We start from the raw sequence: 23196 nt of genomic DNA on the forward strand, positions 1-23196 counted from the left end.
TCCACCACCGTGGAGCCTTGCCTGCCATGACCACACTCGATGCTGCCCAACTGGACGCCTACTGCGCGCGGCTGGGCATCGCCGCCCCGCCCTCGCCCACGCTCGAAGCACTCGACGCCGTGCTCGGCGCGCAACTGGCCAGCATTCCGTTCGAGAACATCGACCCGCTGCTGCGGCGGCCGGTCAGCATCGACCTCGACGCCGTGTTTGACAAGCTGGTCACGCGCGGGCGCGGCGGCTACTGCTTCGAGCTCAACACGCTGCTGGCAGCGGCGCTGGGCGCGCTCGGCTTCAGCGTAACGCCGCTGGCCGCGCGCGTGCGCTGGGGTGTGCCCGATGCGGTCGAGACGGTGGCGTCGCACATGCTGCTGCGCGTGGAAGTGGCGCATCGCAGCTATCTTGCCGACGTTGGCTTCGGCGGGCCCACGCCGTTCCGCGCGATGGCGCTGTCCGTGCCTGCCGACGATGACTTCCCATACCGGCTCGCCAGCGCTCCGCCGCAGGCGGCCGCCACTGCGTTCCACAGCTTCGACCTGGAAGCACGCGGCGATGCCGGCTGGATCAAGGTCTACCGCTTCGACCTGACGCCGCAGCCATGGATCGATTTCGGGCCGCGCAACTGGTATGTCTCGACCCATCCGGACAGCGTGTTCCTGCATCGGCTGATGGCCGCGCGCACCGACGGCGGCACGCGCGTGACACTGGCCGATAGCGAGTTGGCCGAGCGCGCGCCCGATGGCAGCGTACGGCGCCAGCACCTGGAAACGCCCGACGCCGTGGTGCGGGTCTTGGACGAGCGCTTCGGCATACGGCTCGACGATGCGCTGCGGCACGGGCTGATGGTGGCGCTGCCGCCGCTGCTTGCCCGCAATGCGCGCACGTGAAGGCATTGCGCGGCTTGTGCGCCACCTTCCGGTGCTGCCCATGCGGCGCCGCACCAGAAGCCTTCATGCACGCCGCGCATTGCCCGCAGAAAGAATGCTGATATGGCAGCCATCCGGCCCTTGGCGCTGTGGACTCGGCCGGCGCGGCAACACCATAATGTCCTGGCGATGCAGCGTTTGCGCCGCATCGCCAGGACAACAGCGCGGCAGACTCGCCGCCTGCATGAAGCCGGCCGCTGACGCCGGCGCAGATACAGGAGACTCCATGTCATTGTTCGATCTGACGGGCAAGGTTGCCATCGTCACCGGTTCATCGCGCGGCATCGGCCGCGCCATCGCCGAGCAGATGGCCGTCCAGGGCGCCAAGGTAGTGATTTCTTCGCGCAAGGCCGAGGCCTGCCAGGAAGTGGTTGACGCCATCAATGCACGCCATGGCGACGGCACCGCCATCGCGGTGCCGGCCAATATCTCGTCGAAAGAAGACCTGCAGCGGCTGGTCGACGAAACCAACCGCACCTTCGGCCGGATCGACGTGCTGGTCTGCAATGCCGCGTCCAACCCGTACTACGGGCCGATGGGCGGCGTCTCGGACGACCAGTTCCGCAAGGTGCTGGACAACAACGTCATTTCCAACCACTGGCTGATCCAGATGGTGGCGCCGCAGATGATCGACCGCAAGGACGGCTCGATCATCATCGTGTCGTCGATCGGCGGCCTGCGCGGCTCGCCGACCATCGGCGTGTACAACATATCCAAGGCTGCGGATTTCCAGCTGGCGCGCAATCTTGCGGTGGAATTCGGGCCGCACAACGTGCGCGTCAACTGCATCGCGCCGGGCCTGATCAAGACTGACTTTGCGCGCGCGCTGTGGGAAGACCCGGAGCGCTACAAGCAGTCCACGCAGGGCGCGCCGCTGCGCCGCATCGGCGAGCCAGTCGAGATCGCCGGCGCGGCCGTATACCTCGCTTCTGCGGCAAGCAGCTTCATGACCGGCCAGGCACTGGTGGTCGACGGCGGCGTGACGATCTGAGCCGCATCTCGGCCGTACCTGAGTTGTACCTGAGTTGTACCTGAGCTTCTGACGCAAGCGTCGCGGTGCGCCGGCCTGTCCGGCGCCGCTTTCTTTGCATTGCCCTCAACCTGCAGCGCAGTTACGGGAGGCAGTCATGTCAAGCAATCCGCAAACGGCCGGCAACTGGCCGGTCATGTCCCTGGCCGAGGCCCATGCCCGGCTGACCGCGCCCGGCTCGCCCTTCGAGACCGAGTCGCGCGTGATCCGCGGCATCCCCACCACAGTCTGGAAACACGCACCCGCCACGCTGTGCGACCTGTTCCACGCGACCAGTGCCTTCGGCGACCGCACCTTCGTGGTCTACGAGGACGAGCGCGTTTCCTACGATGCCTTCCGGCGCGCGGCCATCGCGCTGGCACACGCGCTGGTGCGCGACGGCGTGCGCAAGGGCGACCGCGTGGCGCTGGCGATGCGTAACCTGCCGGAATGGCCGGTGGCGTTCTACGGCGCCCTGCTCGCCGGCGCGATCGTGACGCCGCTGAATGCCTGGTGGACCGGCGCCGAGCTGGAATATGGCCTGGCCGATTCCGGCAGCCGCGTGGCCATCGTCGATGCCGAACGGCTCGACCGCATCCTCGAGCACCTGCCCGGCTGCCCGGCGCTGGAACGTGTCTATGTTTCGCGCACCGGCGCGGCCACGGGCGATGCCCGCGTCGCCGCACTCGAAAGCGTGATCGGCACCAGCTCAGACTGGGCCGCGCTGCCGCAGCAGTCGCCCCCGCAGATCGAGATCGATCCCGAGGACGATGCCACCATCTTCTATACCTCGGGCACCACCGGCAAACCCAAGGGCGCGCTGGGCACGCATCGCAACTCCGCGACCGTCGCGGCCGCTGGCAGCTTCAGCCCGCTGCGCAACCTGCTGCGCCGCGGCGAGCCGATTCCGGCTCCCGATCCCACGGCGCCGCAGAAAGGCATGCTGCTGGCGGTGCCGTTCTTCCATGTCACCGGCTGCATGGCGGTGCTCAACGGCGCGCTCGCCACCGGCGGCAAGATCGTGCTGATGCACCGCTGGGACGCGCTGCGCGGCATGGAGTTGATCGAGCGCGAGCGCTGCACCGCCGCCGGCGGCGTGCCCACCATCGCCTGGCAGATCCTGGAGCATCCGGAGCGCGCGCGCTTCGACCTGTCTTCGCTGGAGAACGTCAACTACGGCGGCGCGCCGGCGTCGCCGGAACTGGTGCGGCGCATCGGCGACGTGTTCCCGATGGCCGCGCCTGGCATCGGCTGGGGCATGACCGAAACCTCGTCGACCTTCACCAGCCACAGCGCCGAAGAATACGTGCTGCGCCCCGACAGCAGCGGCCCGGCGCTGCCGATCGGCGAGATGAAGGTGGTCGACGGACGCGGCCACGCACTGCCGCCGGGCGAGACCGGCGAACTGCTGGTACGCGGCGCCAACGTCGTGCGCGGCTACTGGAACAAGCCCGAAGCCACCGCGCAGACCTTTGTCGACGGCTGGCTGCGCACCGGCGACATCGCGCGGATGGACGAGGAAGGCTATGTCTATATCGTCGACCGCATGAAGGACATGCTGATCCGCGGCGGCGAGAACATCTACTGCATCGAGGTGGAAAGCACACTGTACGAACACCCGGCGGTGATGGACGCAGCGGTGGTAGGCATCGCGCACAAGACGCTGGGCGAAGAACCGGCCGCCGTGGTCAGCCTGAAGCCAGGCATGCAGGCAACCGAGGCGGGATTGCAGGACTTCGTGCGCGAGCGGCTGGCGGCGTTCAAAGTGCCGGTGCGCATCCTGCTGTACCAGGAGATGCTGCCGCGCAATGCCAATGGCAAGATACTCAAGTCGAACCTGCGCAAGCTGTTCGACCCGGCAGCCTGACCGGCCGGCGGCAAACCATCACGACAAGGAATAAAAAAAATTGACGGACCAAGCAAAGCGGGATCGAAACCTGTCCAATCCCTTGCGCCTTGGCGCCACCGTGGCGGCAGCCGCGCTGCTGGCCGGCTGCGCGGCCGGCGGCACTAACCTGTCCGCGGTGCCGGAATTCCGCCCGGGTGTGCCCGCCGGCTACCTGGCCGCCGATGCGCGCCCGGACAGCCTGAAGCTGCTGCCCGGCCCGCCGGCACAGGGCTCGCCCGCGCAGGCGCTGGATGACGATGCGGCGCGCCAGGCGGGCACGCTGCGCGGCTCGCCGCGCTGGCAGGTTGCCAGCACCGACGCCGTGCTGAACTTTCCGCAGGCAGCCAGCACCTTTTCATGCGCGTTGGGGGTGCCGGTCAGTGCCAGGGACACGCCTTACCTGAATATCCTGCTGCGCCGCAGCCTGGTCGATGCCGGCCTGTCCACCTATGGCGCCAAGGACCGCTACAAGCGCACGCGGCCATTCGTCGCCAACAAGACCGGGATGTGCACGCCAGACGAAGCCGCCAAGCTGGAGAAGGACGGATCCTACCCGTCGGGACACAGCGCCATCGGCTGGGCCTGGGCGCTGATCCTGGCCGAGGTGGAACCGGCCCGCGCGGACGCCATCCTGGCGCGCGGGCGCGCCTTCGGCCAGAGCCGGGTGGTGTGCAACGTGCACTGGCAGAGCGATGTCAACGAAGGCCGCATGATGGCCGCCGCAACGGTGGCGCGCCTGCATGCCGACCCGACCTTCCGCGCCGACCTCGAACAGGCCCGCCGCGAAGTGGCCGCCGCACGTGCCGCCGGCGCCCGCCCCGCGGGCGATTGCCAGGCAGAAGCCGCGGCACTGGCGCCCTGAGCGCGCCGGCGCTTACTTGACGGGGATCGTCGTGCCGGCCGGGACCGGCACGGCGGTCACGCTGTTCTGCGGGCTGCCGCTGACGATACGGTCCGAATACGTCAGGTAGACCAGCGTATTGCGCTTGCGGTCGACCGCGCGCACCACGTGCAGGGTCTTGAACAGCACCGACATGCGCTCGGAAAAAACGTGGTCCTGCTGCTTCAGCGGCCCCTTGAAGGCAATGGTTCCCACCTGCCGGCACGCGATCGAGGCTTCCGGCGGGTCTTCCGCCATGCCCAGCTGGCCCTTGATGCCGCCGGTGCGGGCACGCGACACGTAGCAGGTAATGCCGTCCACCTGCGGGTCGTCATAGGCTTCGATGACGACCTTGTCGGAGCCGGTCATGCGGAAATTGGTGCTGACGCTGCCGATCTCCTCGGCATGCGCGCCGCCCGTGGCCGCCGCGCAGGCGGCCAGGGCCAGGATCGTGCAGGATCGTTTCATCATGGCGGGTGGCAACGTGTCAGGTCACCGACGACTTGATGTCGCCGTGGCGCTTTTCCATTTCCTGGCGCAGCGCCCGGCGCTGCTGGGCGGCGGCAAAACGCTGGCGCTCGACTTCATCGCGCGGCTCCAGCGGCGGCACTTCGGCCGGGCTGCCGTTGTCGTCGACCGCCACCATGGTGAAGTAGCAGCTGTTGGTGTGGCGCACCAGCTTGCTGCGGATATTCTCGGTCACGACCTTGATGCCGATCTCCATCGAACTGCGGCCGGTAAAGTTGACCGACGCCAGGAAGGTCACCAGCTCGCCCACGTGGATCGGCTGGCGGAATACCACCTGGTCCACCGACAGTGTCACCACGTAGCGGCCGGCATAGCGGCTGGCGCAGGCATAGGCGACCATGTCCAGGTACTTCAGGATGGTGCCGCCGTGGACGTTGCCGGAGAAGTTGGCCATGTCCGGCGTCATCAGCACGGTCATGGAAAGCTGGTGGGACTGGTCGTTCATGATGCGTGAGGTCTGGATTGCGGGGGCGGTCGCCCGGGCCGGCTGGCGGCTCCGGGCGCCGGCAGTTTAACCCGGATCGGGCCCGCCGTTGCCAGTCGTCGCGGCACGGCACGCAAACGGCACACAAACAAAAAAGCGGCCTGCCTGGCCGCCTTCTCACGCTGTGGACGCAAACTGCTTACTTCTTCTTGTTCACCGCGTCCTTGAAACCCTGTCCGGCGGAAAACTTGACCGTCTTTGCGGCCGGGATCTTGATGGTTTCGCCGGTGCGCGGATTGCGGCCGGTGCGGGCGGCGCGCTTGCCGGCACTGAAGCTTCCAAAACCCACCAGCGTGACCGAATCACCCTTTGCCACTGCCTTCTTGATACTGTCCAACGCTGCATTGAGCGCGCGCTCAGCGGCCGCATTGCTCAGTTCTGCTTCCGTGGCGATGGCCGATACCAGTTCACCTTTATTCATGGCTGATTTCCCTTGTTGGTCGTCGTCACCGATGTGCCGGCCTGGCGCCAAAACATCGATCGGCGCAGTCTAATCTGCCCCTTGTGCGTTGAGCAATCCCCAGTGGCACCAATGCAACGAAAAAACCCGCAAATCCTTGCTTGAGGCCGGTTAGCGGGCAATTTCCCACTCTTTTTGCGCTTGCCACCGGCCGGATTCGCCGGGCTGCGGCGTTGTGTCGCAAGGAGCCAGTTTCACCGGCCGGCCTGGGCCCCGATGGGACAAATGCCCGAAATTGGGGCGTCGCACCACAACGGATCAGCCGCGGACGCCTGCGACGCGCCATTCTGGCGCATTGGCGGCACGGCTGCCACCTCTCTCGCCCAAGGTCGTCCGCGCCCGATTCCCCGCACGCGGCATTCCGGTGCGGTTTCTGCCCACTCCGGTGCAGCCGGCACCAGGATGCAGCCAGCACTGGAATGCTTTTTGCATACCCATGCGCCCATTTTGAGCATGAGGTCACTATGGACAACTGGAAGACCGGCACCGACGCCATGTTTATCCTGCTTGGCGCCATCATGGTGCTGGCCATGCACGCCGGCTTTGCTTTCCTCGAACTGGGCACGGTGCGCAAGAAAAACCAGGTCAATGCATTGGTAAAGATCCTGGTGGATTTCGCAGTTTCCACAATTGCCTATTTCTTTATCGGCTACACCATTGCCTACGGCGTGCAATTCATGTCCGGGGCGGAAACGCTGGCGCAAAAAAGCGGTTACGACCTGGTCAAGTTCTTTTTCCTGGCCACTTTTGCCGCCGCCATTCCGGCGATTATCTCGGGCGGTATTGCCGAACGTTCGCGCTTCAATCCGCAACTGGTGGCGACGTTCATACTGGTCGGTTTTGTCTATCCCTTCTTCGAAGGCATTGCGTGGAACCAGCGCTACGGCGTCCAGGACTGGATCACGCAAATTGCCGGCGCGCCATTCCATGACTTTGCCGGGTCGGTAGTCGTGCACGCGCTGGGCGGCTGGATCGCGCTGCCGGCGGTGCTGCTGCTCGGCGCGCGGCGCGGGCGCTACCAGAAGGACGGGCGCATCAGCGCGCATCCGCCTTCCAATATCCCGTTCCTGGCGCTGGGCGCATGGATCCTGGCGGTGGGCTGGTTCGGTTTCAACGTGATGAGCGCGCAGACCGTCGACAAAATCAGCGGCCTGGTCGCGATCAATTCGCTGATGGCGATGGCCGGCGGCACGCTGGCGGCCTGGGCCGCCGGGCGCAATGATCCGGGCTTTGCGTACAACGGCCCGCTGGCCGGGCTGGTGGCGGTATGCGCCGGCTCGGACCTGATGCATCCGCTGGGCGCGCTGATCACCGGCGGGATCGCGGGCGCCCTCTTCGTCTATATGTTTACGCTGGCGCAGAACGAATGGCATATCGACGATGTGCTCGGCGTCTGGCCGCTGCACGGGCTCTGCGGCGCCTGGGGTGGCATTGCCGCGGGCATTTTCGGAACTAAGGCGCTGGGCGGGCTGGGCGGCGTGTCGCTCGGCGCGCAGCTGATCGGCACGGTGCTGGGCATCGTGGTGGCACTGGTGGGCGGCACCCTGGTCTACGGCGCGCTCAAGAAGCTGGTCGGCATCCGGCTCGATGCCGAAGGCGAATTCAACGGCGCGGACCTGACGCTGCACCGCATTTCCGCCACGCCGGAGCGCGAAACCAACTGGTAAGGCGGAAGCGCCGCCCCCCGGCGCCTGGACAAGCTGGCCTGCCGGCCAGCTTGTCTTGACAATTATTTGCTTGCGCTTCCAGGCACGGCATTCCAATAATTGCCGTGCCCACGTATTGCGCCGCGTCAGCGCGCAGGGCTTGCACCCAGTTGCCGGCGGGGTCGGTTGGGATGTCGCCGCCGGCCGCCGGGCGGCACTTACCCAAACCGAGAGGACACGCCGATGGATGCCACTACTTTCGACAACCTCAAGACCCTGGTTGTCGCCTATGCCACGCAGTTCGGGGTCAAGATCCTGGCAGCGCTAGCATTCTGGGTCATCGGCCGATGGCTGATCCATTTTGTCGTACGGATGGTGCAGAACGCGCTCGGCAAGCAGAAGGTCGACCCGACGCTGCTGCGTTATGTGGGTTCGATCGTCACGGTCACGCTGAACGTGGTGCTGGTGATCGGCATCCTCGGCTACTTCGGCATCCAGACCACCACCTTCGCCGCACTGATTGCAGCCGCCGGCGTGGCCATTGGCATGGCATGGTCGGGGCTGATGTCGAATTTCGCGGCCGGCGCCTTCCTGGTGGTGCTGCGGCCGTTCAAGGTGGGCGACTTCGTCACCATCGGCGGGGTCACCGGCACGGTGCGCGAGATCGGGCTGTTCGCCACCTCGCTCGATACGCCGGACAACGTGCAGACCGTGATCGGCAACAACAAGATATTCAGCGACACGATCCAGAACTTCACCGCCAACCCGTACCGGCGCGTGGAACTGAAGGCCCAGCTGGCGGGCAGCACCGACGCGGCCGATGCGGTGGCGCTGCTCAAGTCGCGCATCGCGCAGATCCCGAACGTGCTGGCCGAACCCGCGGTCGACGTCGAGATCCTGGAGTTCACGCTGGTCGGGCCGGTGCTGGCGGTACGCCCGTATTGCCACAACGACCACTACTGGCAGGTCTACTTCGACTCCAACCGCATCATCCGCGAGTGCTTTGGCCAGGCCGGCTATGCCGCGCCAATGCCGGCCCACATGGTGGTCGTACAGCAGGCCGCCGCCCTGCAGCAGGCCGCTGCCTGAGCCCACGGCGCCTGCATGCCTCAGGCAGCCGCCCGGCCAGCGCCGGAGCGGCCGTAGTAACGCATCAGCACCGCGCCCGCGCCGCATAGCGCCATCACCACGGCCAGCGGCAGCGCGGTGCCGTCGCGCCACACGCTGACGGCGGCGCCGCCCAGCGTGCCCAGCGAAAACTGCAGCGTACCCATCAGCGCCGACGCCGTGCCGGCGCGATGCCCCTGGTGCGCCAGCGCCAGCGCGGAAGCATTGGGCGTGACGCAACCCAGCGCACCGATAAAGACGAAGAACGACGCCAGCAGCACCGGCAGCGTCGCCAGCCCGGCCAATGCGGCCATGGCCAGCACTACGCCGGCCGCACAGGGCGCCAGCAGCGCCCGTCCCAGCACGTGGTCGAGCGTGCGGCCGCGCACCAGCCTGCCGTTAAGCTGCGACATCGCGATCAGGCCCAGCGCGTTGGCGCCAAACACAAAGCCATAGTGCGACGGCGCAATGCCGTGCAACTCGATCAGCACGAACGGCGAGCCCGAGATATACGCGAACATCCCCGCCGAACCAAAGCCGGCCGACAGCGAGTAGCCGACGAATTCACGGTCGCGCAGCAGTTCGCCATAGCTCCTGGCTACGGTGCCCAGCCGCAGCGGCGCCGCCTGGCGGCGGTCCAGCGATTCCTCCATGCGCCAGTGCACCAGCAGCAGGATGGCCAGGCCGGCCGCCGCCAGCACCCAGAAGATCGTGCGCCAGCCAGCCGCCGTCAGGATTGCGCCGCCGATGATCGGCGCCAGGATCGGCGCCAGCCCCATCACCAGCATCAGCGACGAGAACGCGCGCGCCGATTCATGCGCCTCAAGCCGGTCGCGGATCACGGCGCGCGCCATCACCATGCCGGCGCAACCGCCCAGCGCCTGCAGGAAGCGCCACAGCATCAACGATTCGGCGCTGCGCGCCAGTGCACATCCGACCGCGGCAGCCACATAGAGTCCCAGCCCCACATACAGCGGCGGCTTGCGCCCGAAGCGGTCGCTGAACGGCCCGTAGAAGGCCTGCCCCAGCGCAAGGCCGACCAGGAAGGTGCCGAGGGTCAGCTGCACCTGGCCGATATCGACGCCAAGGTCGCCCGCAAGCGCCGGAAAGCTCGGCAGGTACATGTCGATCGACAGCGGCGCGATCGCCATCAGCGAGCCGCAGATCAGGAGCCAGGCAGGAAAGCGCGCGGTCGACACGGCGCTTGGGGAACGGGACATGTAACAGATCCGAAAAACAGGGTTGCGCGGCGCTGGCCGCCGGGGGCAATGCCGGGAGCGCCTTCGCAAGCCGTTGGGAAGGCGCAATTGTTGCACAGCATAACGAAAGCGAAGCCGCGGTGGGTTGCACTGGTTTGAAACACTCGTTCAGGAATATTGCCCTGTTACGGTCGAGTTCGATGAAGCTGGCAGGATTGGCAAACTTGCCAGATAGTGGAATCAAGCGAGCCGTTGCCCCAAATGCTTGACATGCGTTGTGCTGACGCTGGCCAGGATGACAAGTGTGGCGCGCCTTTCACGCGTGGCAAGGTGAAGGGTACAATGCCAGCCTGACGGCGTAAGTCTCGCGTGACATGCGCCGCCGGCCTCGCAGAGTCGGACTACAGTACCGCTCACGGCAACGTTAGCCTGCATGAGAACACGACATACGCTGCATTCCGCTTCGCCTGGCCTGGCCACCCTTGCATGGGTGGCAGCGCTGCTGTGGCCGCTGCAGCTGCATGCGGCACCGACACCGATGCCGGCGCGCAATGCCACCGCGGCTTCGGCGCCGGCGCCCGTGATCGACGAAGCCGAAGCCCTGTCGCGCATGCTCAAGGGGGCGGCCACGGGCCAGAATACCGGCGCCGCCGGCGTGCCCGAATTGTTGCGCAACACCACCCGTCCCGACAGCGTGCTGGCGCGCGCCTGCCGCCAGCTCAACGATGCCCTGCCGATCGAGATCGACGGCGAGACGCGGCTGCGACGCTGCCAGTCAGTGCCGGGCAAGCACGTGCTGTTCCAGCTGGAACTGACCAACTACCGCGGGCCGATGCTGGACCTCGCCAGCTTCGAGGTGAATTATGCCGCGCCGTTGCAGCGCAATATCTGCGCCAACCGCGACGTGGAAATCCTGACCAAGCTCGGCGTCAGCCTGATGTTCCGCTACATGACGCGCAAGGACCGCGGCGAGCGCCGTATCGGCGATGTCTACATCAACGCGCCGATCTGCACGTCGGCGCTGCGCTGAAGCAAGCAACAACCATCCGGGAAACAAAAATCGGTTGCAACTGGCACTTCGGCGGTGCCGGTTGATGTTGGCAGATGTTGGCAGATGCCGGCACCCTGTCCGCAAAGAAAATCGGCCCGCATGCAGCGGGCCGATTTTGTTCAGCAGGCGATCGGCATCACGCCGCGCGCGGCCGCAATGGCAGCACATTGGCCGCCCTGCGCACCAGCATGCGCGTATCCTTCCAGCCGGCATCTGCCAGCGGCGAACCCCACACCAGCTCATGCAGCCGGGCCAGCGCGAACGGGTTGCCCAGCAGCAGGTGTTTCTGCGCCGGTGTCAGCGCGCGCGGGCCGTGGGTCAGCGCGTGTTCGACCAGCGTCTGGTGGCGCTGCCTTGCCGATTCCGGCTGTACCAGCCGCGCCGACGCGGTCGCGCACATGAGCGCATTGGTGACCGGGTCCACCACCGCATCGACAAAGTCAGGCGTGTCGGCGGCGTTCTCGACATGCTGCTGCGTTTCGACGATCTCGCGCGGCACCAGCGTTTCTTCCGGGATCATGAACAGGCCCGCATTGCGGGAGGCGCGGCCCAGCGACACCCGCGACAACATCACCGACAACGGGATCGACAATGCCAGCGATCCGACGATCGGCAACAGCCACAGCACGTACGACGGGTTCAGCCAGTAGACCAGCCCGCCCCACGCCAGTCCCAGCGCGGTATGCCAGCCGTGGCGGCGGAACGCCTCGCCCCAGGTGGTCTCGGCGTCTTCGCGCGGCGGCGATTTCCACGAGATACCCCAGCCGCTATAGGCGGCGATCACGAACTTGGTATGGAACAGCATCCGCGTCGGCGCCAGCAGCGCCGACAGCAGCACCTCGACCAGCATGCTGGCAAAGAGCTGCACCGCGCCGCCGTAGCGCCGCGCCTGCTTCATCAGCAACACCACGCTGGCGAGCTTGGGCAGGAACAGCAGCGTGGCGGTCGCCGAGAACAGCGCCAGCGCCTTCTCCGGATGCCACTCGGGCCAGGTCGGGAACAGCTGGTACTGCTGCGTGAAGTACTCCGGCGGCACCAGTGCATGCTTGGCCAGCATCGCGGTGGACAGCAGCAGGAACAACAGCCACAGCGGCGCCGACAGGTAGGCCATGATGCCGGTCAGGAACACCGCGCGGTGCACCACGTGGAAGCCCTGCTTGAGCCACAGCCGGAAATTCATCAGGTTGCCCTGGCACCAGCGGCGGTCGCGCTTGACTTCGTCGAGCAGGTTGGGCGGCAGTTCTTCGTACGAGCCTTCGAGGTCGTAGGCAATCCACACGCCCCAGCCGGCACGGCGCATCAGCGCGGCTTCGACGAAGTCGTGCGACAGGATTTCGCCGGACAGCGGGCCGCGGCCCGGCAGCGGCGCCAGCGCGCAATGCTCGATGAACGGCTTGACCCGGATGATGGCGTTGTGGCCCCAGTAGTGCGATTCGCCCAACTGCCAGTAGTGCAGGCCCGCGGTGAACAGCGGCCCGTACACGCGCGTGGCGAACTGCTGCACGCGCGCATAGAGCGTCTCGCGGCCCACTGCCAGCGGCGCGGTCTGGATGATGCCGGCACCGGGGTTGGCCTCCATCAGCCGCACCAGCGTGGCCAGGCAGTCGCCGCTCATCACGCTGTCGGCATCGAGCACCACCATGTAGCGGTACTTGCTGCCCCAGCGGCGGCAGAAGTCGGCGACGTTGCCGGTCTTGCGCTTCACGCGGTGGCGGCGCCAGCGATAGAAGATGCGGCCGAAGCCGCCGACCGCGCGGCACAGTTCCATCCACGCATCGTGCTCGGCGGTGCGCAGGTCCGGGTTGCCACTGTCCGATAGCACGATGAAGTCGAAATTGGACAGGTGGCTGGTGCGTGCCATCGATTCATAGGTCGCGCGCAGCCCCGCGAACACCCGCGTCACGTCCTCATTGCAGATCGGCATGATGATCGCGGTGCGCGCCTCGGGTGCGAGCGGCCCGTCGGGCGCTGCGGAACGCGAGACCAGATGGCGGTCGCCGCCCTTGGCCAGCACCAGGAAACCCATCATCGCGGTCCAGAAGCCCGCCGACACCCACGAGAACAGGATGGCGAACAGGCCCAGGATAGCGATCTCGAGCGGATCGGCGCCGTGGTACGGCAGCACGCTGGTCATGAAGTAGGTGGCCAGCACGGTCTGGATCACGACCAGCGCCAGCAGGAACCAGCGGCGATGCGAACCGGCCGGGTGCCACTTGCCTTCGGCATCGGGGCCGTCGTGCAGCGTGTCCCAGGTTTCGGGCACGGGGGGGCGGCCCAGCATGCGGCGCCAGGTATTGCGCAGCCAGCCGGTGACGATATGCGGCGGCCACTGGCGCGGCACCATCGAGCTGCGCTCGGGCTCCGGGCCGGTATCGACCTTGACGGTGCCATCTTCGCGCCGCTGCAGCAGCGGCTCGCCGCCAACCTGCGGGTTGCCGTAAGCGATGGTGAAACGGCGGCCGACCGAAGCGTAGGCGCCGCCGCCCTGCGCGGCGGGCGCGTCCTTGGCGGCAAGGCGCGACTGCAGGCGCGAGATCGCTTCCTGCGCGTCGCGGCCGTCGCTGCCGACCGGCACGACCGGACTCACCGGCGCCAGCGATGCCACCGGCACTACGGCCGCACCGGGCACATCGGCCAGCAGTTCGTTGCGGATTTCAGGCGATACGGGCAGGCGGTCGACATAGCGCTCGCATGCCGCTGCCTGGGCCGGTCGCTGCTTTAGCCTGGGGGTAAGATGTAGCTCCACGTCTCGGATAGGGTTGTATTGCCGTTGCGAAGATAGCCGCGCAACTCTACCGGCTTGGTTTCATCCTTGCGGCGCATCAACATGGTCATGCGCCAGCCGCCGGTCGCTTCATTGCGCTGTACCGACGTCTTGAGCAGTTCACCGTTGGCATCGGCCGAAACCACCGGGTCGATGCGAACGTCCGCGGGCAGCTTGCGGAAGCCCGGGCCTTCAAAGTCCACCACCAGCGAAAAGCTCGTGTCCTCCTTGCTGGCTGACTGGCCCTGGCCCAGTCGGGTCTGGCTCACCCACGACAGCGGCGGCAGTTGTTCGCCGTCCTTCTGCCACAGCAACCGGTACTCATAATCGAAGGGCTGCCTGGGCTTGGGCGGGTTGTCCGGCACCCAGTACGCGACAATGTTGTCGTTGGTCTCGTCCGGCGTCGGGATCTGCACCAGCTCGACCCGGCCCGAGCCCCAGTTGCCGCGCGGCTGCACCCACCCGCTGGGGCGGCGTTCATACCATGCACCCAGTTCCTGGTAGCTGTTGAAGCTGCGGTCGCGCTGCATCAGTCCAAAGCCCTGCGGATTGGTGGCGGAGAAGGACGTCACCAGCAGGCGCTTGGGATTGACCAGCGGGCGCCAGACCCATTCGCCAGTACCCAGGTGGATCGACAGGCCGTCCGAGTCATGCACCTCGGGACGGAAATCCTGCGCCGGCGCCGGCTGGTTTTCTCCGAACAGATACATGCTGGTCAGCGGTGCCAGGCCCAGCTTGGTCACGTTCTCGCGCAGGAACAGGCGCGACTTGACCTCCATCGCGGTCTCCGCGCCCGGCTTGATGGTGAAACGGTAGGCGCCGCTCATGCGGCGCGAATCCATCAGCGCGTAGATGGTGATTTCCTTGGCGTTGGGGCCCGGCCGTTCGATCCAGTATTCAACGAAGCGCGGGAATTCCTCGCCCGAATTGAGCGCGGTGTCCACCGCCAGGCCACGCGCCGACAAGCCGTACCACTGGTCCTTGCCGAGCGCACGGAAATAACTGGCGCCGAGGAACGACGCCAGTTCGTCCTTGCGCTTGCCCTGGTTCAGCGGATACAGGATACGGAAGCCGGCGAAGCCCAGCCCCTTGAGCTTGGCGGCGTCGACCTTGTGCGGACCATAGTTGAACGCGGCGGGATCGAAGCGGAACTCACGCACGCTGTTGCCCACCACTTCATGGATGCGCACCGGCTGGTCGAACACCATGCCCTCATGGAAGAACGACAGCTCGAACGGCGAGCGCGTGCCGCGCCAGGCGAAACGCTCGGGCTTGTATTCGATTTCGCGGTAGCGCTCGTACGTGAGTTCGCGCAGTTCGCGCGGCAGGTTCTGCGGCGGGGCTTTGTACGGCGATGAGGCAAGTTGCTTGGCGCGCGCCGCGACGGTATCGAAGTCGAACGCCTGCGCCGTCATGGCGCATAGGGCCAGGACGCCGCCGCCCAGCCATGCCGCGATCCGTACGCCCACGCTGCGGCGACGGGCCTGACCCGAGGCAGGCACGGTGAAAATTACGGACAAGCGTGGCGTGGCGATCTGTGACATGTATGCCAGGGTGAACGGTTAAATCGGGGTGACCGGCATCGACGGTCGGGACGAAGGACCTTGCAGGCGGCGCAGCAAGGCAGGGCACAGCAAGAGACGGGCCCGGCCAAACATGGCGTGGCCCAGACATGGGTCTCGGCGCCCGCGGGGCACTGTGTCCGGTTTGTTGCGATGCGAAATAAACCATAACAATTCGAGACGCGAAAGTCACGTTTCGATCACGCAAGGTTTGAAACAAAATGTTGGTGAGGTTGCCCGAAAGCCGCTCCGGGCAAGGGTTTCCGGGCGTTAGGGTCACACCGCCTCGAGTGCGGGCGAGCGTTAAGCTCGTCGGACCTCGCGGCAAGCGTGATTGACCGGGGTGCCCGCCGACACCCCGCGCTCCACACTTTTAATACAGTGTTACTTTTTGGCCCCTTCGCTGTAGGGGTCGAACTTCCCGCTCTTGGCGCCTTCGGAGTACGTATCGAACTTGCCGCTCTTCATGCCGCCCTGGCTGTAGGAATCAAACGACTTCTGCGCCCCGCCCTGGATCGGTTCCATCTGGTCCGGCCGAGCACCGGGGTTGAGCGAGGTCACGTTGTCGCTCTTTGCGCCATCCGAATAGGGACTGAACTTGTCCTGCCTGGCCCCGTCCGTGTACGTGCTGAACTTGTCCTGCCTGGCGCCGTCGGTGTAGGGGTTGAACTTGTCGGCCTTGCCGGTCTGGGCGTGCAGCGCGCCGAAGGCGCAGGCACCGGCCAGACCGATGATGAGATAGCGCAGCTTCATGAGGTCTCCTCTCGGGGGAAAGGCGCTTGCTCATTGCGGCGGGCACCGCTGACAGCTGCTGCGGAACAAGGGATGGCAAGCGTTGGGGCAGCAATCAACGCTAGGTCAGCGCCATGCCGGTGTCAACCGCGCCGGCGCCGCCGCAATGCGGCAAAGTGGTCGTCGCCAGCGCGGCATTGCGCTTACAATGCCACCCAAACGACCCATCCGGCTTGCCCGCGCAATGCCCTCCCCGCGGCTCGCGGCATGCCAACACGAAGCCAAAGGAATCGTCATGCTACCTCGGCAACCAGACCGCACTGCCCGCCCGGCCACCCGTCCCTCCATCCGCGCCGCCATCGCCAGCGTGCTCGGCTCCACGGTGCTGCTCGCCATGGCCACGCCGGCCCACGCGTACTTCGACAACTACCTGAGCGGATCCATCATCGGCACGCTCAACGAGAAGGAAGGCGCCTCGCTGTCGCAATCGGTGCGCAAGGCGCTGAACGATACTGCCGACGGCCAGTCGGTGACGTGGACCTATCCAGCCAACGGCCGGCGCCCGCAGGTCGATGGCACCATCACCCCCGTTGAAAGCAAGACCGACAAGGGCCAGCAGTGCCGGCGGCTGGAGTCGGAACTCAAGCGCGGCAGCTCGCAGGAGCACTGGAAAGGCTGGTTCTGCAAGCAGCCCAGCGGGCAATGGAAGGCGCGCCACGTCGACGGCTGAGCGGCGCGAACGGCGACTGAGCCAGCAACGCCGCGCGCCGGAATAAAAAGAAGGAGGCCGTAGCCTCCTGTCTCGATCCACCGCGACGACCCTGCCTTTCCCCCCCGGAAGGCACTGCATGGCGTGCCACAGGTTTGTCGTGCGCGCGGCGGGCGCATATCCCCGCCTGGCGTGTCACGCTCTCGCAGCGCGGCGGCATGGCGCTACGGACACCGCCTGCTTCCCCGCTTGCCGGGGAGCCGGGCGTCCCACGCCATCGGCAGCGCGCTCAGGCGCCTTTGTTCGTCATCGGGTCCTTGGTTCCGGGTGCGTGGCTCTTCTTTTTCTTGGCGCTGGTCTTCTTGGCCTTCGCCTTGTTCTTGCTGTCGGCCTTGGCCGGGGCGGCCTTGTCGGCAGCCGGTGCCGCCGGCGTGGCGGGGGTTGCCGGCGTTGCCTGCGCCATCGCGCCTGCACCGAACATTGCCAGCGACAGCATGACGATCCACTTCTTCATTTTCGGTCTCCTCTTGAGCCCTGCGTGTGGTAATGCCTGCAATGACCGGCACGCCATCGCGCCGGTTCATTTGCATCAACGAGGACGCTTTGCACGCGGTTGACCGGGACAAACCCTGACAAGGGCGCCGGTGACCGGGCGCAGGCCACTCAGCTCAGCGGCACAACCTGCGCAGCAGTTCACCCGCGATCGTGCCGGGGCCGGCAGGCTGGAAGGTGCCGGACTGCGGCGCGCGGATCGTATAGAGCGGGTTGCCGCGCGCATAGCGCTTGCTGTACAGCGTCTGCTCGACCACCGCGAACATCGAGGTGGCGCAGTCAAGCACCATGCGCCTGAGCGAAGAACGGATCGGCTCGCCGCTGGCGGTGCGGATGACGCCGGACGGTGAATTGCGCATCAGCACGACGCCGACCTGGCTACCCTGGCGCCGGGTCGCGGACTGGTCGACATACGAGATCACGCCGTTGGCGCCCATCAGCGGCAACCAGCGCTGCGGGTCGGGTGCGCCGGCGTCGGGCGCGGCGACCTGGCGGCAGCCTTCCTTGGGCGTGGCGCGGAAGACGGTGCCAGCGCCGGGCATCTGGCACTCATAGAGGCCGGCCGCTGCGGCCGGACGCTGGGCGGGCATGGCACTGCCTTCAGCGTGGGCGGTCGGCACGGCCAGACCGAACATGCAACCGGCGAGCGCGGCAGCATGCCCAAACATGCGGAACATCATTGAATTGCCCTCGTATAGACGGGAAAAAGCGAGCCGCATTGTCGCACACGACAGGTACCATCTGGTCGCTTTGCATGCGTTGCGCACAGGCGCCTGGATTGCGCAGCTCCGCACCCCACGCCAGCAATGTGCCTGCCGGTGTACTACAAATAGGGTATGGAGGCCGGCCTTGCATGGCGGCGCCCGTGACGGATGCCGCCCGATGCGAAGTCCGACAGCAACGCAGCAACCCAAGCTTGCTTTCCATGCGCCAACAAGACCAAGAAGCCGGACAAGATCGCCGAGCCAGTCTTGCCGACCTCCACCCCATGTCACCGGCACGCGCGAGGTCTCCATGGCATCGACAGCGGCGCATAGCGCTGCAGGCGGTGCGCCAGGCCGCCGCCGCGGGTCTGCTGGCCTTGCACCTGGTTCACGGCACGGCCCACGCCGCGCCGGCCGTGCAGCTGGGGTACGGCTTCGACGAAACCCATCACGTGCAGAAGGCCGAAGTGGCCATGCTGTGGGATTCAGGCTTTGCGTGGGGCAATCCGCAGGGCTGGCTGGTCGATCTTCAATGGGAAGTCAATATCGCGCGCTGGAACAGCAGCAGCGACAACAATCCGCATGACCTGTGGGAGTTCGGTGCCTCGCCGGTGGTGCGGATCGGCTGGTGGAAGCACGCGTGGGCGCCGTTCCTGGAACTGTCTGTCGGCCCGCGCCTGATGACCGGGACGCGAACCTCGGACGACCATGTCATTTCCACTGCGTTCCAGTTCGCGGAATCCGCCGGTGTCGGCGTGACCTTCGGCTCGGACCGGCGCTTTACCGCCGGCTACCGCTTCCAGCACCTGTCCAACGGCGGCATCAAGGAGCCCAATCCTGGCACCACCTTCCACGTCATCTACCTGCGCTACCGCTTCTGAGCGCCGGTGGCTGCGCGGCGCCCAGCGTTTCGAACAGGGCGCGCGTCGCTTCGTCGGCAGGGAAGAAGGACTCGATGCGCAGCTCCTGCAGCGTGATGTCCTGCGGAATGCCAAGCGTGGTCAGCGTCGAGAACAGCGACGCACGGAACGCGCCGGCGTGCAGCACCACCGGCAGTACCGGTGGCGGTGGTCCTTCGCCGCCGTCTTCGTCGGGCAGCAGCACGCCACCGGGGCCGACCATGTCGGGGTGCCACGCGGCGATGCGCCGAAAGATCTCGCGCGCGATCTGGTCGTGCGCCTGCACTTGCAGTTCCTGCCAGACGCGCCGCAGCAGGTAGCGTCCGACCTGGCGCGCGTTCTCGATCACCGGCCACAGCCCCTTCGGGTCGAACACCGACAGCATCAGATTGACGCGGCGCGGACCGCCGGCCTGCCCGTCGCCATCCGCCAGCGACGCGGGCGCGCGTCCGTCGAGCAGCGTATCAAGCATGCGCCGGTAGGCATGGTTGGCATCGACCAGGTTCCAGAAACGGTCCAGCACCACGGCCGGGTACGGCTCCTGCTTGGACAGGATCAGCGCGATCGCCTGCTGCACCATTTGCAGCGGCGGCGACGCCAGCGCGTGCTCGCTGTACGCCGGCGCGAAGCCGCCCGCCAGCAGCATGCGGTTGCGCTGCCGCAGCGGCACGCCCAGGCGCTCGGCCAGCGCCAGCACCATTTCGCGGCTGGGCCGGGCACGGCCGGATTCCAGGAAGGAGATATGGCGCTGCGAAACCCCGGCGGCCAGCGACAGCGCGAGCTGGCTGTAGCCGCGCTTGCCGCGCCAGTAGCGCAGCAGGCCGGGGAAGTCGAGGGTAGCTTCGGAGGCGGGTGTCAGCGTTTCCATGCGCCTATTACAGCATGGTCGGACGGCGGGAGCGACTACCTGCCAGGTAATGACCGCAATTCCCTGCCGCCTCGTTGCGTAGTGCGGTGGTGCGGCGTTTGCTGCCTTGCAGGAGTGCGTTGACAGCTTTGCGGCGCGGGCGTCACTGTGCAGGCTTCCTGTAACGGCCGAATGGTATGCTTGATCTTTTGGAACACCGGGCGCGCAAAGGGCGCGCACTTTGATGGAAATTGCCATATTACTGGCGCTGATCTTGCTGAACGGCCTGTTCGCGATGTCGGAGATCGCGCTGGTCACTGCGCGCAAGGCGCGCCTGCAACGCCAGATCGAGAACGGCGACCGGGGGGCGATCGCAGCCGCCAAGCTGGGCGAAGATCCCACGCGCTTCCTGTCGACGGTGCAGATCGGCATCACGTCGATCGGCGTGCTCAACGGCGTGGTCGGCGAATCGACGCTGGCACAGCCTTTCGGCGTTTGGCTGCAAAGCGTTGGCATGGCATCTTCCACCGCTGGCTACGTCGCCACGGCGATCGTGGTGGCGGGCCTGACTTACTTTTCCATCGTGCTGGGCGAACTGGTGCCCAAGCGCCTGGGCCAGATGGCCCCAGAAGCGATCGCGCGCCTGGTGGCGCGCCCGATTTCCTGGCTGGCGGTGGCATCCACCCCGTTCGTCAAGCTGCTGTCGAGTTCCACCCGGCTGGTACTGCGGCTGATTGGCAGCAAGACCGACCGTGGCCCCGGCGTGACCCAGGAAGAAATCCACGCACTTCTGGTGGAAGGTTCCGAGGCGGGCGTGATCGAGCAGCATGAGCACACCATGGTGCGTAACGTGTTCCGCCTCGACGACCGCCAACTTGCCTCGCTGATGGTGCCGCGCGGCGACGTCGTCTACCTGGACGTCGAGGCGCCGCTGGACGAAAACCTGCGCCGTATCGAGGAATCCGATCACTCCCGCTTCCCGGCGGTGCGCGGCGGCATGCACGACATCGTCGGGGTGGTCAGCGCACGCCAGCTGCTGGCACGCCGGCTGCGCGGCGAAGAAGCCGACCTGATGGCGGTGGTGCAGCCGGCGGTGTTCGTGCCCGAAAGCGTGACCGGGATGGAGTTGCTGGAAAATTTCCGCATATCCGGCGGCCAGGTGGCCTTTGTCATCGACGAATACGGCGAGGTGCTGGGGCTGGTGACACTGCAGGACCTGATCGAGGCCATCACCGGCGAGTTCAAGGCGGAGGCCGCCGGCGAGGAATGGGCAGTGCAGCGCGAGGATGGCTCATGGCTGCTCGATGGCCTGATCCCCATCCTCGAACTGAAGGACCGCATCGGGCTGCGCCAGGTGCCGGAGGAAGAAAAGGAACGCTATCACACGCTGTCGGGCATGTTGCTGTTGCTGCTCGGACGCCTGCCGCAGATCGCCGACAACGTCCAATGGGGCGACTGGCGCTTCGAGATCATCGACATGGATGGCAAGCGCATCGACAAGGTGCTGGCCTCGCGCCTGCCGCCCGAAGACGGTCCGGAGGAAGAGACGACCGGCTGATGCCGCGCATCTGGTCAGTCAAACCCCATCCCGTGGCCACTTGGCGCCGCGTTGATTCCCGTCAAGCAACAGGTGCGCAGTCCGCAACTTGTCGCAACTTGCAAGGCCCTGCCGCCTGGCTTGGCTTATGATCGGGCCTTGCAGCCCGTTGTGCGGCTGCAGCAGGCGTGCGCCGCCACGCCTGACGATAGGAGCCGGCCCGCGCCAGCGGTCCTGCCAGACGTGGAACACTGACAACGGGGAGAGGCGGGACAGCGCTGCCAGCACGGCGACGCCCGCAATACGATTCATGCATCCAGATGCCGACGATCTCGGCGGGACGCCAGCGGGGGACGAGCAGGCGCCGCCCGATGCGATGGTCCCGGCGCGCCCGGCCGGACTGCTGTCCGCGCTGGCCGCGCGACGCGCCGATGGCGCGCCGCTGGCCGCCGTGCTGGCGATCCGGCTCGACCGCTTTGCCAGCGCATGCGAGACCCTTGGCCCGCACCGCGCCGCCCGCCTGCAGGCGCTGGTGCAGGCCCGCATTGCCGCGCTGCTGCCGCCCGGAGCGGTCATGCACTGGGTGGCTGTGTCCGACCTGGGCGTGGTCACGGCGTTGCCGGCCGGCTGCGCCGATGCCGGGCCAGTTGCCGAGCGCATTGCCGGCGACCTGTCCCGCCCGTTCCTGCTGGACGGCTTCGAGCTGTTTATCTCCTGCAGCATCGGTGTCGCCACCGACCACCCTGATATCCCCGCCGAGCGCAGGGTGCAGCAGGCCTTCGATGCCATGCTGCGCGTCGTTCGCCAGGGCGGCGCTGGCCTTGCGCGCGCCGACAAGCCCGCCGCCCCGCCCTCCGCCCCGCTGCTGGCGGCCCTGCCCGAGGCGCTGGAGCGCGGCGAACTGAGCCTGCAGCTGCAACCGCGCGCCCACTTTGATGGCGCCCGTGTCAGCGGCTATACCGTGCGCCTGCGCTGGCACAGCCCCGTGCTCGGCCGGGTGGCGCCGCAGGACTTCCTGCCGGCGGTTGAAGCGCTCGGGCTGGTCGGGCGTATCGGCGCCTGGCTGCTCGACGGCGTCCTGCCGCTGGTACGTAGTACAGAGGCCCTCGCACCGCTGCAATTTACGCTGCTGGCGTCCAGTGCGCAGCTGCACCGCCCGGAGATGGTCGATGCCCTGGCGCGCGCCCTCGATGCCGGCGCCATTGCCCCGGAGCGGCTGTCCATCGAGCTGCCTGCCAGCGCGGTGCCCCAGGATGCCGGCATCCTCGGGCGCTTTGCCGGCTTGCGCCGGCTGGGGGTGCAACTGGCACTGGGCGACTTTGACGACAGCCTCGGCAACCGGCTCGCCCTGGAGGCACTGCGGCCCGACAGCGTCACGCTTGACGTACGCCGGCTGGGCCACACCGCCACGCGCGGGGGCAACCCGGGGCCGGCCGAGCGCCTGCGCGACGCCTGCGTCATGGCGCGCCGTGCCGGCGCGGCGGTTTGCGCCAAGGGCGTGGAAACCCGGCAGCAACTGGAAGCGGTGCGCGCCTGGGGCTGCCACAGCGTGCAAGGCTACCTGCTGGCGCAGCCGTTCCCGGCGGCATGGCTGATGCAGACACATGGCGCAATCCAGCAGCGCGCCCGCGATCTGCTGACGCCGGCTGGCTGAACAAATCCAGCCGGCCCGGCCACCGGCAACTGTTGCACCGATTGCACGATTTACAAATTGG

21 protein-coding genes are annotated in these 23196 nt (G+C 66.8%); 11 read left to right on the plus strand and 10 right to left on the minus strand.

Annotated elements, in window-relative coordinates:
* The first annotated feature begins 26 nt into the window (after positions 1 to 26).
* From LPA45_RS20725 to LPA45_RS20740, 4 genes are all read left to right on the plus strand, one after another.
* Positions 27 to 884 carry an arylamine N-acetyltransferase gene (locus LPA45_RS20725; protein WP_116322160.1) on the plus strand — a complete coding sequence of 286 codons (858 nt, stop codon included), beginning with the start codon at positions 27 to 29 and terminating at the stop codon, positions 882 to 884.
* 265 nt (positions 885 to 1149) lie between these two features.
* Positions 1150 to 1914: an SDR family oxidoreductase gene (locus LPA45_RS20730; RefSeq protein WP_317920183.1), complete on the plus strand. Its 765-nt coding sequence runs from the start codon at positions 1150 to 1152 to the stop codon at positions 1912 to 1914.
* A gap of 136 nt (positions 1915 to 2050) precedes the next feature.
* On the plus strand, positions 2051 to 3799 hold the full coding sequence (locus tag LPA45_RS20735; RefSeq protein ID WP_317920182.1) for a class I adenylate-forming enzyme family protein: 1749 nt from the start codon (positions 2051 to 2053) through the stop codon (positions 3797 to 3799).
* A 40-nt stretch (positions 3800 to 3839) separates the two neighbouring features.
* Entirely contained in the window at positions 3840 to 4682 is an 843-nt protein-coding gene (locus tag LPA45_RS20740) for a phosphatase PAP2 family protein (RefSeq protein ID WP_317920181.1), read from the plus strand.
* A gap of 12 nt (positions 4683 to 4694) precedes the next feature.
* Here the strand turns inward: LPA45_RS20740 and LPA45_RS20745 are convergent, their stop codons facing one another.
* From LPA45_RS20745 to LPA45_RS20755, 3 genes are all read right to left on the minus strand, one after another.
* A complete protein-coding gene (locus LPA45_RS20745) occupies positions 4695 to 5171 on the minus strand; it encodes a CreA family protein (RefSeq protein WP_376790672.1) in 477 nt (158 codons plus the stop codon).
* 16 nt (positions 5172 to 5187) lie between these two features.
* Positions 5188 to 5673 carry an acyl-CoA thioesterase gene (locus LPA45_RS20750; RefSeq protein ID WP_116322163.1) on the minus strand — a complete coding sequence of 162 codons (486 nt, stop codon included), beginning with the start codon at positions 5671 to 5673 and terminating at the stop codon, positions 5188 to 5190.
* Positions 5674 to 5851: 178 nt separating this feature from the next.
* A complete protein-coding gene (locus tag LPA45_RS20755; RefSeq protein ID WP_029047409.1) occupies positions 5852 to 6133 on the minus strand; it encodes an HU family DNA-binding protein in 282 nt (93 codons plus the stop codon).
* A gap of 503 nt (positions 6134 to 6636) precedes the next feature.
* On the opposite strand from LPA45_RS20755, the gene LPA45_RS20760 reads away from it, so the two are divergent.
* Both LPA45_RS20760 and LPA45_RS20765 read left to right on the plus strand, forming a co-directional pair.
* Positions 6637 to 7839, plus strand: coding sequence for an ammonium transporter (locus tag LPA45_RS20760; RefSeq protein WP_317920180.1), 1203 nt, complete (start codon positions 6637 to 6639; stop codon positions 7837 to 7839).
* A 222-nt stretch (positions 7840 to 8061) separates the two neighbouring features.
* Positions 8062 to 8907 (plus strand): mechanosensitive ion channel family protein, encoded by an 846-nt coding sequence (locus LPA45_RS20765; protein ID WP_116322165.1) that lies wholly within the window; start codon positions 8062 to 8064, stop codon positions 8905 to 8907.
* Between the two features lie 20 nt (positions 8908 to 8927).
* Here the strand turns inward: LPA45_RS20765 and LPA45_RS20770 are convergent, their stop codons facing one another.
* A complete protein-coding gene (locus LPA45_RS20770; RefSeq protein WP_116322166.1) occupies positions 8928 to 10145 on the minus strand; it encodes a Bcr/CflA family multidrug efflux MFS transporter in 1218 nt (405 codons plus the stop codon).
* Between the two features lie 517 nt (positions 10146 to 10662).
* Between LPA45_RS20770 and LPA45_RS20775 the strand changes: the two genes are divergently transcribed.
* Complete coding sequence (locus tag LPA45_RS20775; protein ID WP_116322210.1) at positions 10663 to 11154, plus strand: hypothetical protein; 492 nt, start codon at positions 10663 to 10665, stop codon at positions 11152 to 11154.
* A 157-nt stretch (positions 11155 to 11311) separates the two neighbouring features.
* Here the strand turns inward: LPA45_RS20775 and mdoH are convergent, their stop codons facing one another.
* The 3 genes from mdoH to LPA45_RS20790 form a co-directional block, all read right to left on the minus strand.
* A complete protein-coding gene (mdoH, locus tag LPA45_RS20780; RefSeq protein ID WP_317920179.1) occupies positions 11312 to 13921 on the minus strand; it encodes a glucans biosynthesis glucosyltransferase MdoH in 2610 nt (869 codons plus the stop codon).
* Positions 13894 to 15483 (minus strand): glucan biosynthesis protein G, encoded by a 1590-nt coding sequence (locus LPA45_RS20785; RefSeq protein WP_116322168.1) that lies wholly within the window; start codon positions 15481 to 15483, stop codon positions 13894 to 13896. The genes mdoH and LPA45_RS20785 overlap by 28 nt, the downstream gene beginning before the upstream one ends.
* Positions 15484 to 15885: 402 nt before the next feature.
* A complete protein-coding gene (locus LPA45_RS20790; RefSeq protein WP_116322169.1) occupies positions 15886 to 16254 on the minus strand; it encodes a hypothetical protein in 369 nt (122 codons plus the stop codon).
* Positions 16255 to 16528: 274 nt separating this feature from the next.
* Between LPA45_RS20790 and LPA45_RS20795 the strand changes: the two genes are divergently transcribed.
* A complete protein-coding gene (locus LPA45_RS20795) occupies positions 16529 to 16963 on the plus strand; it encodes an RT0821/Lpp0805 family surface protein (RefSeq protein WP_317920178.1) in 435 nt (144 codons plus the stop codon).
* A 268-nt stretch (positions 16964 to 17231) separates the two neighbouring features.
* Here LPA45_RS20795 and LPA45_RS20800 read toward each other — a convergent pair whose 3' ends face one another.
* Together LPA45_RS20800 and LPA45_RS20805 are read right to left on the minus strand one after the other, a co-directional pair.
* Positions 17232 to 17456 (minus strand): hypothetical protein, encoded by a 225-nt coding sequence (locus LPA45_RS20800; RefSeq protein WP_317920177.1) that lies wholly within the window; start codon positions 17454 to 17456, stop codon positions 17232 to 17234.
* A gap of 154 nt (positions 17457 to 17610) precedes the next feature.
* Positions 17611 to 18174 carry a surface-adhesin E family protein gene (locus LPA45_RS20805; protein WP_116322172.1) on the minus strand — a complete coding sequence of 188 codons (564 nt, stop codon included), beginning with the start codon at positions 18172 to 18174 and terminating at the stop codon, positions 17611 to 17613.
* Between the two features lie 308 nt (positions 18175 to 18482).
* On the opposite strand from LPA45_RS20805, the gene LPA45_RS20810 reads away from it, so the two are divergent.
* Complete coding sequence (locus LPA45_RS20810; RefSeq protein ID WP_116322173.1) at positions 18483 to 19079, plus strand: acyloxyacyl hydrolase; 597 nt, start codon at positions 18483 to 18485, stop codon at positions 19077 to 19079.
* Here LPA45_RS20810 and LPA45_RS20815 read toward each other — a convergent pair.
* Positions 19054 to 19965 (minus strand): helix-turn-helix domain-containing protein, encoded by a 912-nt coding sequence (locus tag LPA45_RS20815; RefSeq protein WP_116322174.1) that lies wholly within the window; start codon positions 19963 to 19965, stop codon positions 19054 to 19056. The genes LPA45_RS20810 and LPA45_RS20815 overlap by 26 nt on opposite strands.
* 223 nt (positions 19966 to 20188) lie before the next feature.
* On the opposite strand from LPA45_RS20815, the gene LPA45_RS20820 reads away from it, so the two are divergent.
* Together LPA45_RS20820 and LPA45_RS20825 are read left to right on the plus strand one after the other, a co-directional pair.
* A complete protein-coding gene (locus LPA45_RS20820; RefSeq protein ID WP_317920176.1) occupies positions 20189 to 21502 on the plus strand; it encodes a hemolysin family protein in 1314 nt (437 codons plus the stop codon).
* Between the two features lie 289 nt (positions 21503 to 21791).
* A complete protein-coding gene (locus tag LPA45_RS20825) occupies positions 21792 to 23135 on the plus strand; it encodes a GGDEF domain-containing protein (protein WP_317920175.1) in 1344 nt (447 codons plus the stop codon).
* Positions 23136 to 23196: the final 61 nt, after the last annotated feature.

The organism is Cupriavidus sp. Agwp_2, assembly GCF_040784895.1.
Lineage (GTDB): Bacteria > Pseudomonadota > Gammaproteobacteria > Burkholderiales > Burkholderiaceae > Cupriavidus.

Excerpts from the sequence above, each read along its gene's own strand:
- LPA45_RS20730 (WP_317920183.1), top strand. The coding sequence starts at position 1,150 with ATGTCATTGTTCGATCTGACGGGCAAGGTTGCCATCGTCACCGGTTCA.
- LPA45_RS20785 (WP_116322168.1), bottom strand. The coding sequence starts at position 15,483 with ATGTCACAGATCGCCACGCCACGCTTGTCCGTAATTTTCACCGTGCCT.
- LPA45_RS20820 (WP_317920176.1), top strand. The coding sequence starts at position 20,189 with ATGGAAATTGCCATATTACTGGCGCTGATCTTGCTGAACGGCCTGTTC.
- LPA45_RS20825 (WP_317920175.1), top strand. The coding sequence starts at position 21,792 with ATGCATCCAGATGCCGACGATCTCGGCGGGACGCCAGCGGGGGACGAG.
- LPA45_RS20750 (WP_116322163.1), bottom strand. The coding sequence starts at position 5,673 with ATGAACGACCAGTCCCACCAGCTTTCCATGACCGTGCTGATGACGCCG.
- LPA45_RS20810 (WP_116322173.1), top strand. The coding sequence starts at position 18,483 with ATGTCACCGGCACGCGCGAGGTCTCCATGGCATCGACAGCGGCGCATA.
- LPA45_RS20775 (WP_116322210.1), top strand. The coding sequence starts at position 10,663 with ATGCCGGCGCGCAATGCCACCGCGGCTTCGGCGCCGGCGCCCGTGATC.
- LPA45_RS20735 (WP_317920182.1), top strand. The coding sequence starts at position 2,051 with ATGTCAAGCAATCCGCAAACGGCCGGCAACTGGCCGGTCATGTCCCTG.
- LPA45_RS20745 (WP_376790672.1), bottom strand. The coding sequence starts at position 5,171 with ATGATGAAACGATCCTGCACGATCCTGGCCCTGGCCGCCTGCGCGGCG.
- LPA45_RS20790 (WP_116322169.1), bottom strand. The coding sequence starts at position 16,254 with ATGAAGCTGCGCTATCTCATCATCGGTCTGGCCGGTGCCTGCGCCTTC.
- LPA45_RS20765 (WP_116322165.1), top strand. The coding sequence starts at position 8,062 with ATGGATGCCACTACTTTCGACAACCTCAAGACCCTGGTTGTCGCCTAT.
- LPA45_RS20760 (WP_317920180.1), top strand. The coding sequence starts at position 6,637 with ATGGACAACTGGAAGACCGGCACCGACGCCATGTTTATCCTGCTTGGC.
- LPA45_RS20805 (WP_116322172.1), bottom strand. The coding sequence starts at position 18,174 with ATGATGTTCCGCATGTTTGGGCATGCTGCCGCGCTCGCCGGTTGCATG.
- LPA45_RS20800 (WP_317920177.1), bottom strand. The coding sequence starts at position 17,456 with ATGAAGAAGTGGATCGTCATGCTGTCGCTGGCAATGTTCGGTGCAGGC.
- LPA45_RS20725 (WP_116322160.1), top strand. The coding sequence starts at position 27 with ATGACCACACTCGATGCTGCCCAACTGGACGCCTACTGCGCGCGGCTG.
- LPA45_RS20795 (WP_317920178.1), top strand. The coding sequence starts at position 16,529 with ATGCTACCTCGGCAACCAGACCGCACTGCCCGCCCGGCCACCCGTCCC.
- LPA45_RS20755 (WP_029047409.1), bottom strand. The coding sequence starts at position 6,133 with ATGAATAAAGGTGAACTGGTATCGGCCATCGCCACGGAAGCAGAACTG.
- LPA45_RS20815 (WP_116322174.1), bottom strand. The coding sequence starts at position 19,965 with ATGGAAACGCTGACACCCGCCTCCGAAGCTACCCTCGACTTCCCCGGC.
- LPA45_RS20770 (WP_116322166.1), bottom strand. The coding sequence starts at position 10,145 with ATGTCCCGTTCCCCAAGCGCCGTGTCGACCGCGCGCTTTCCTGCCTGG.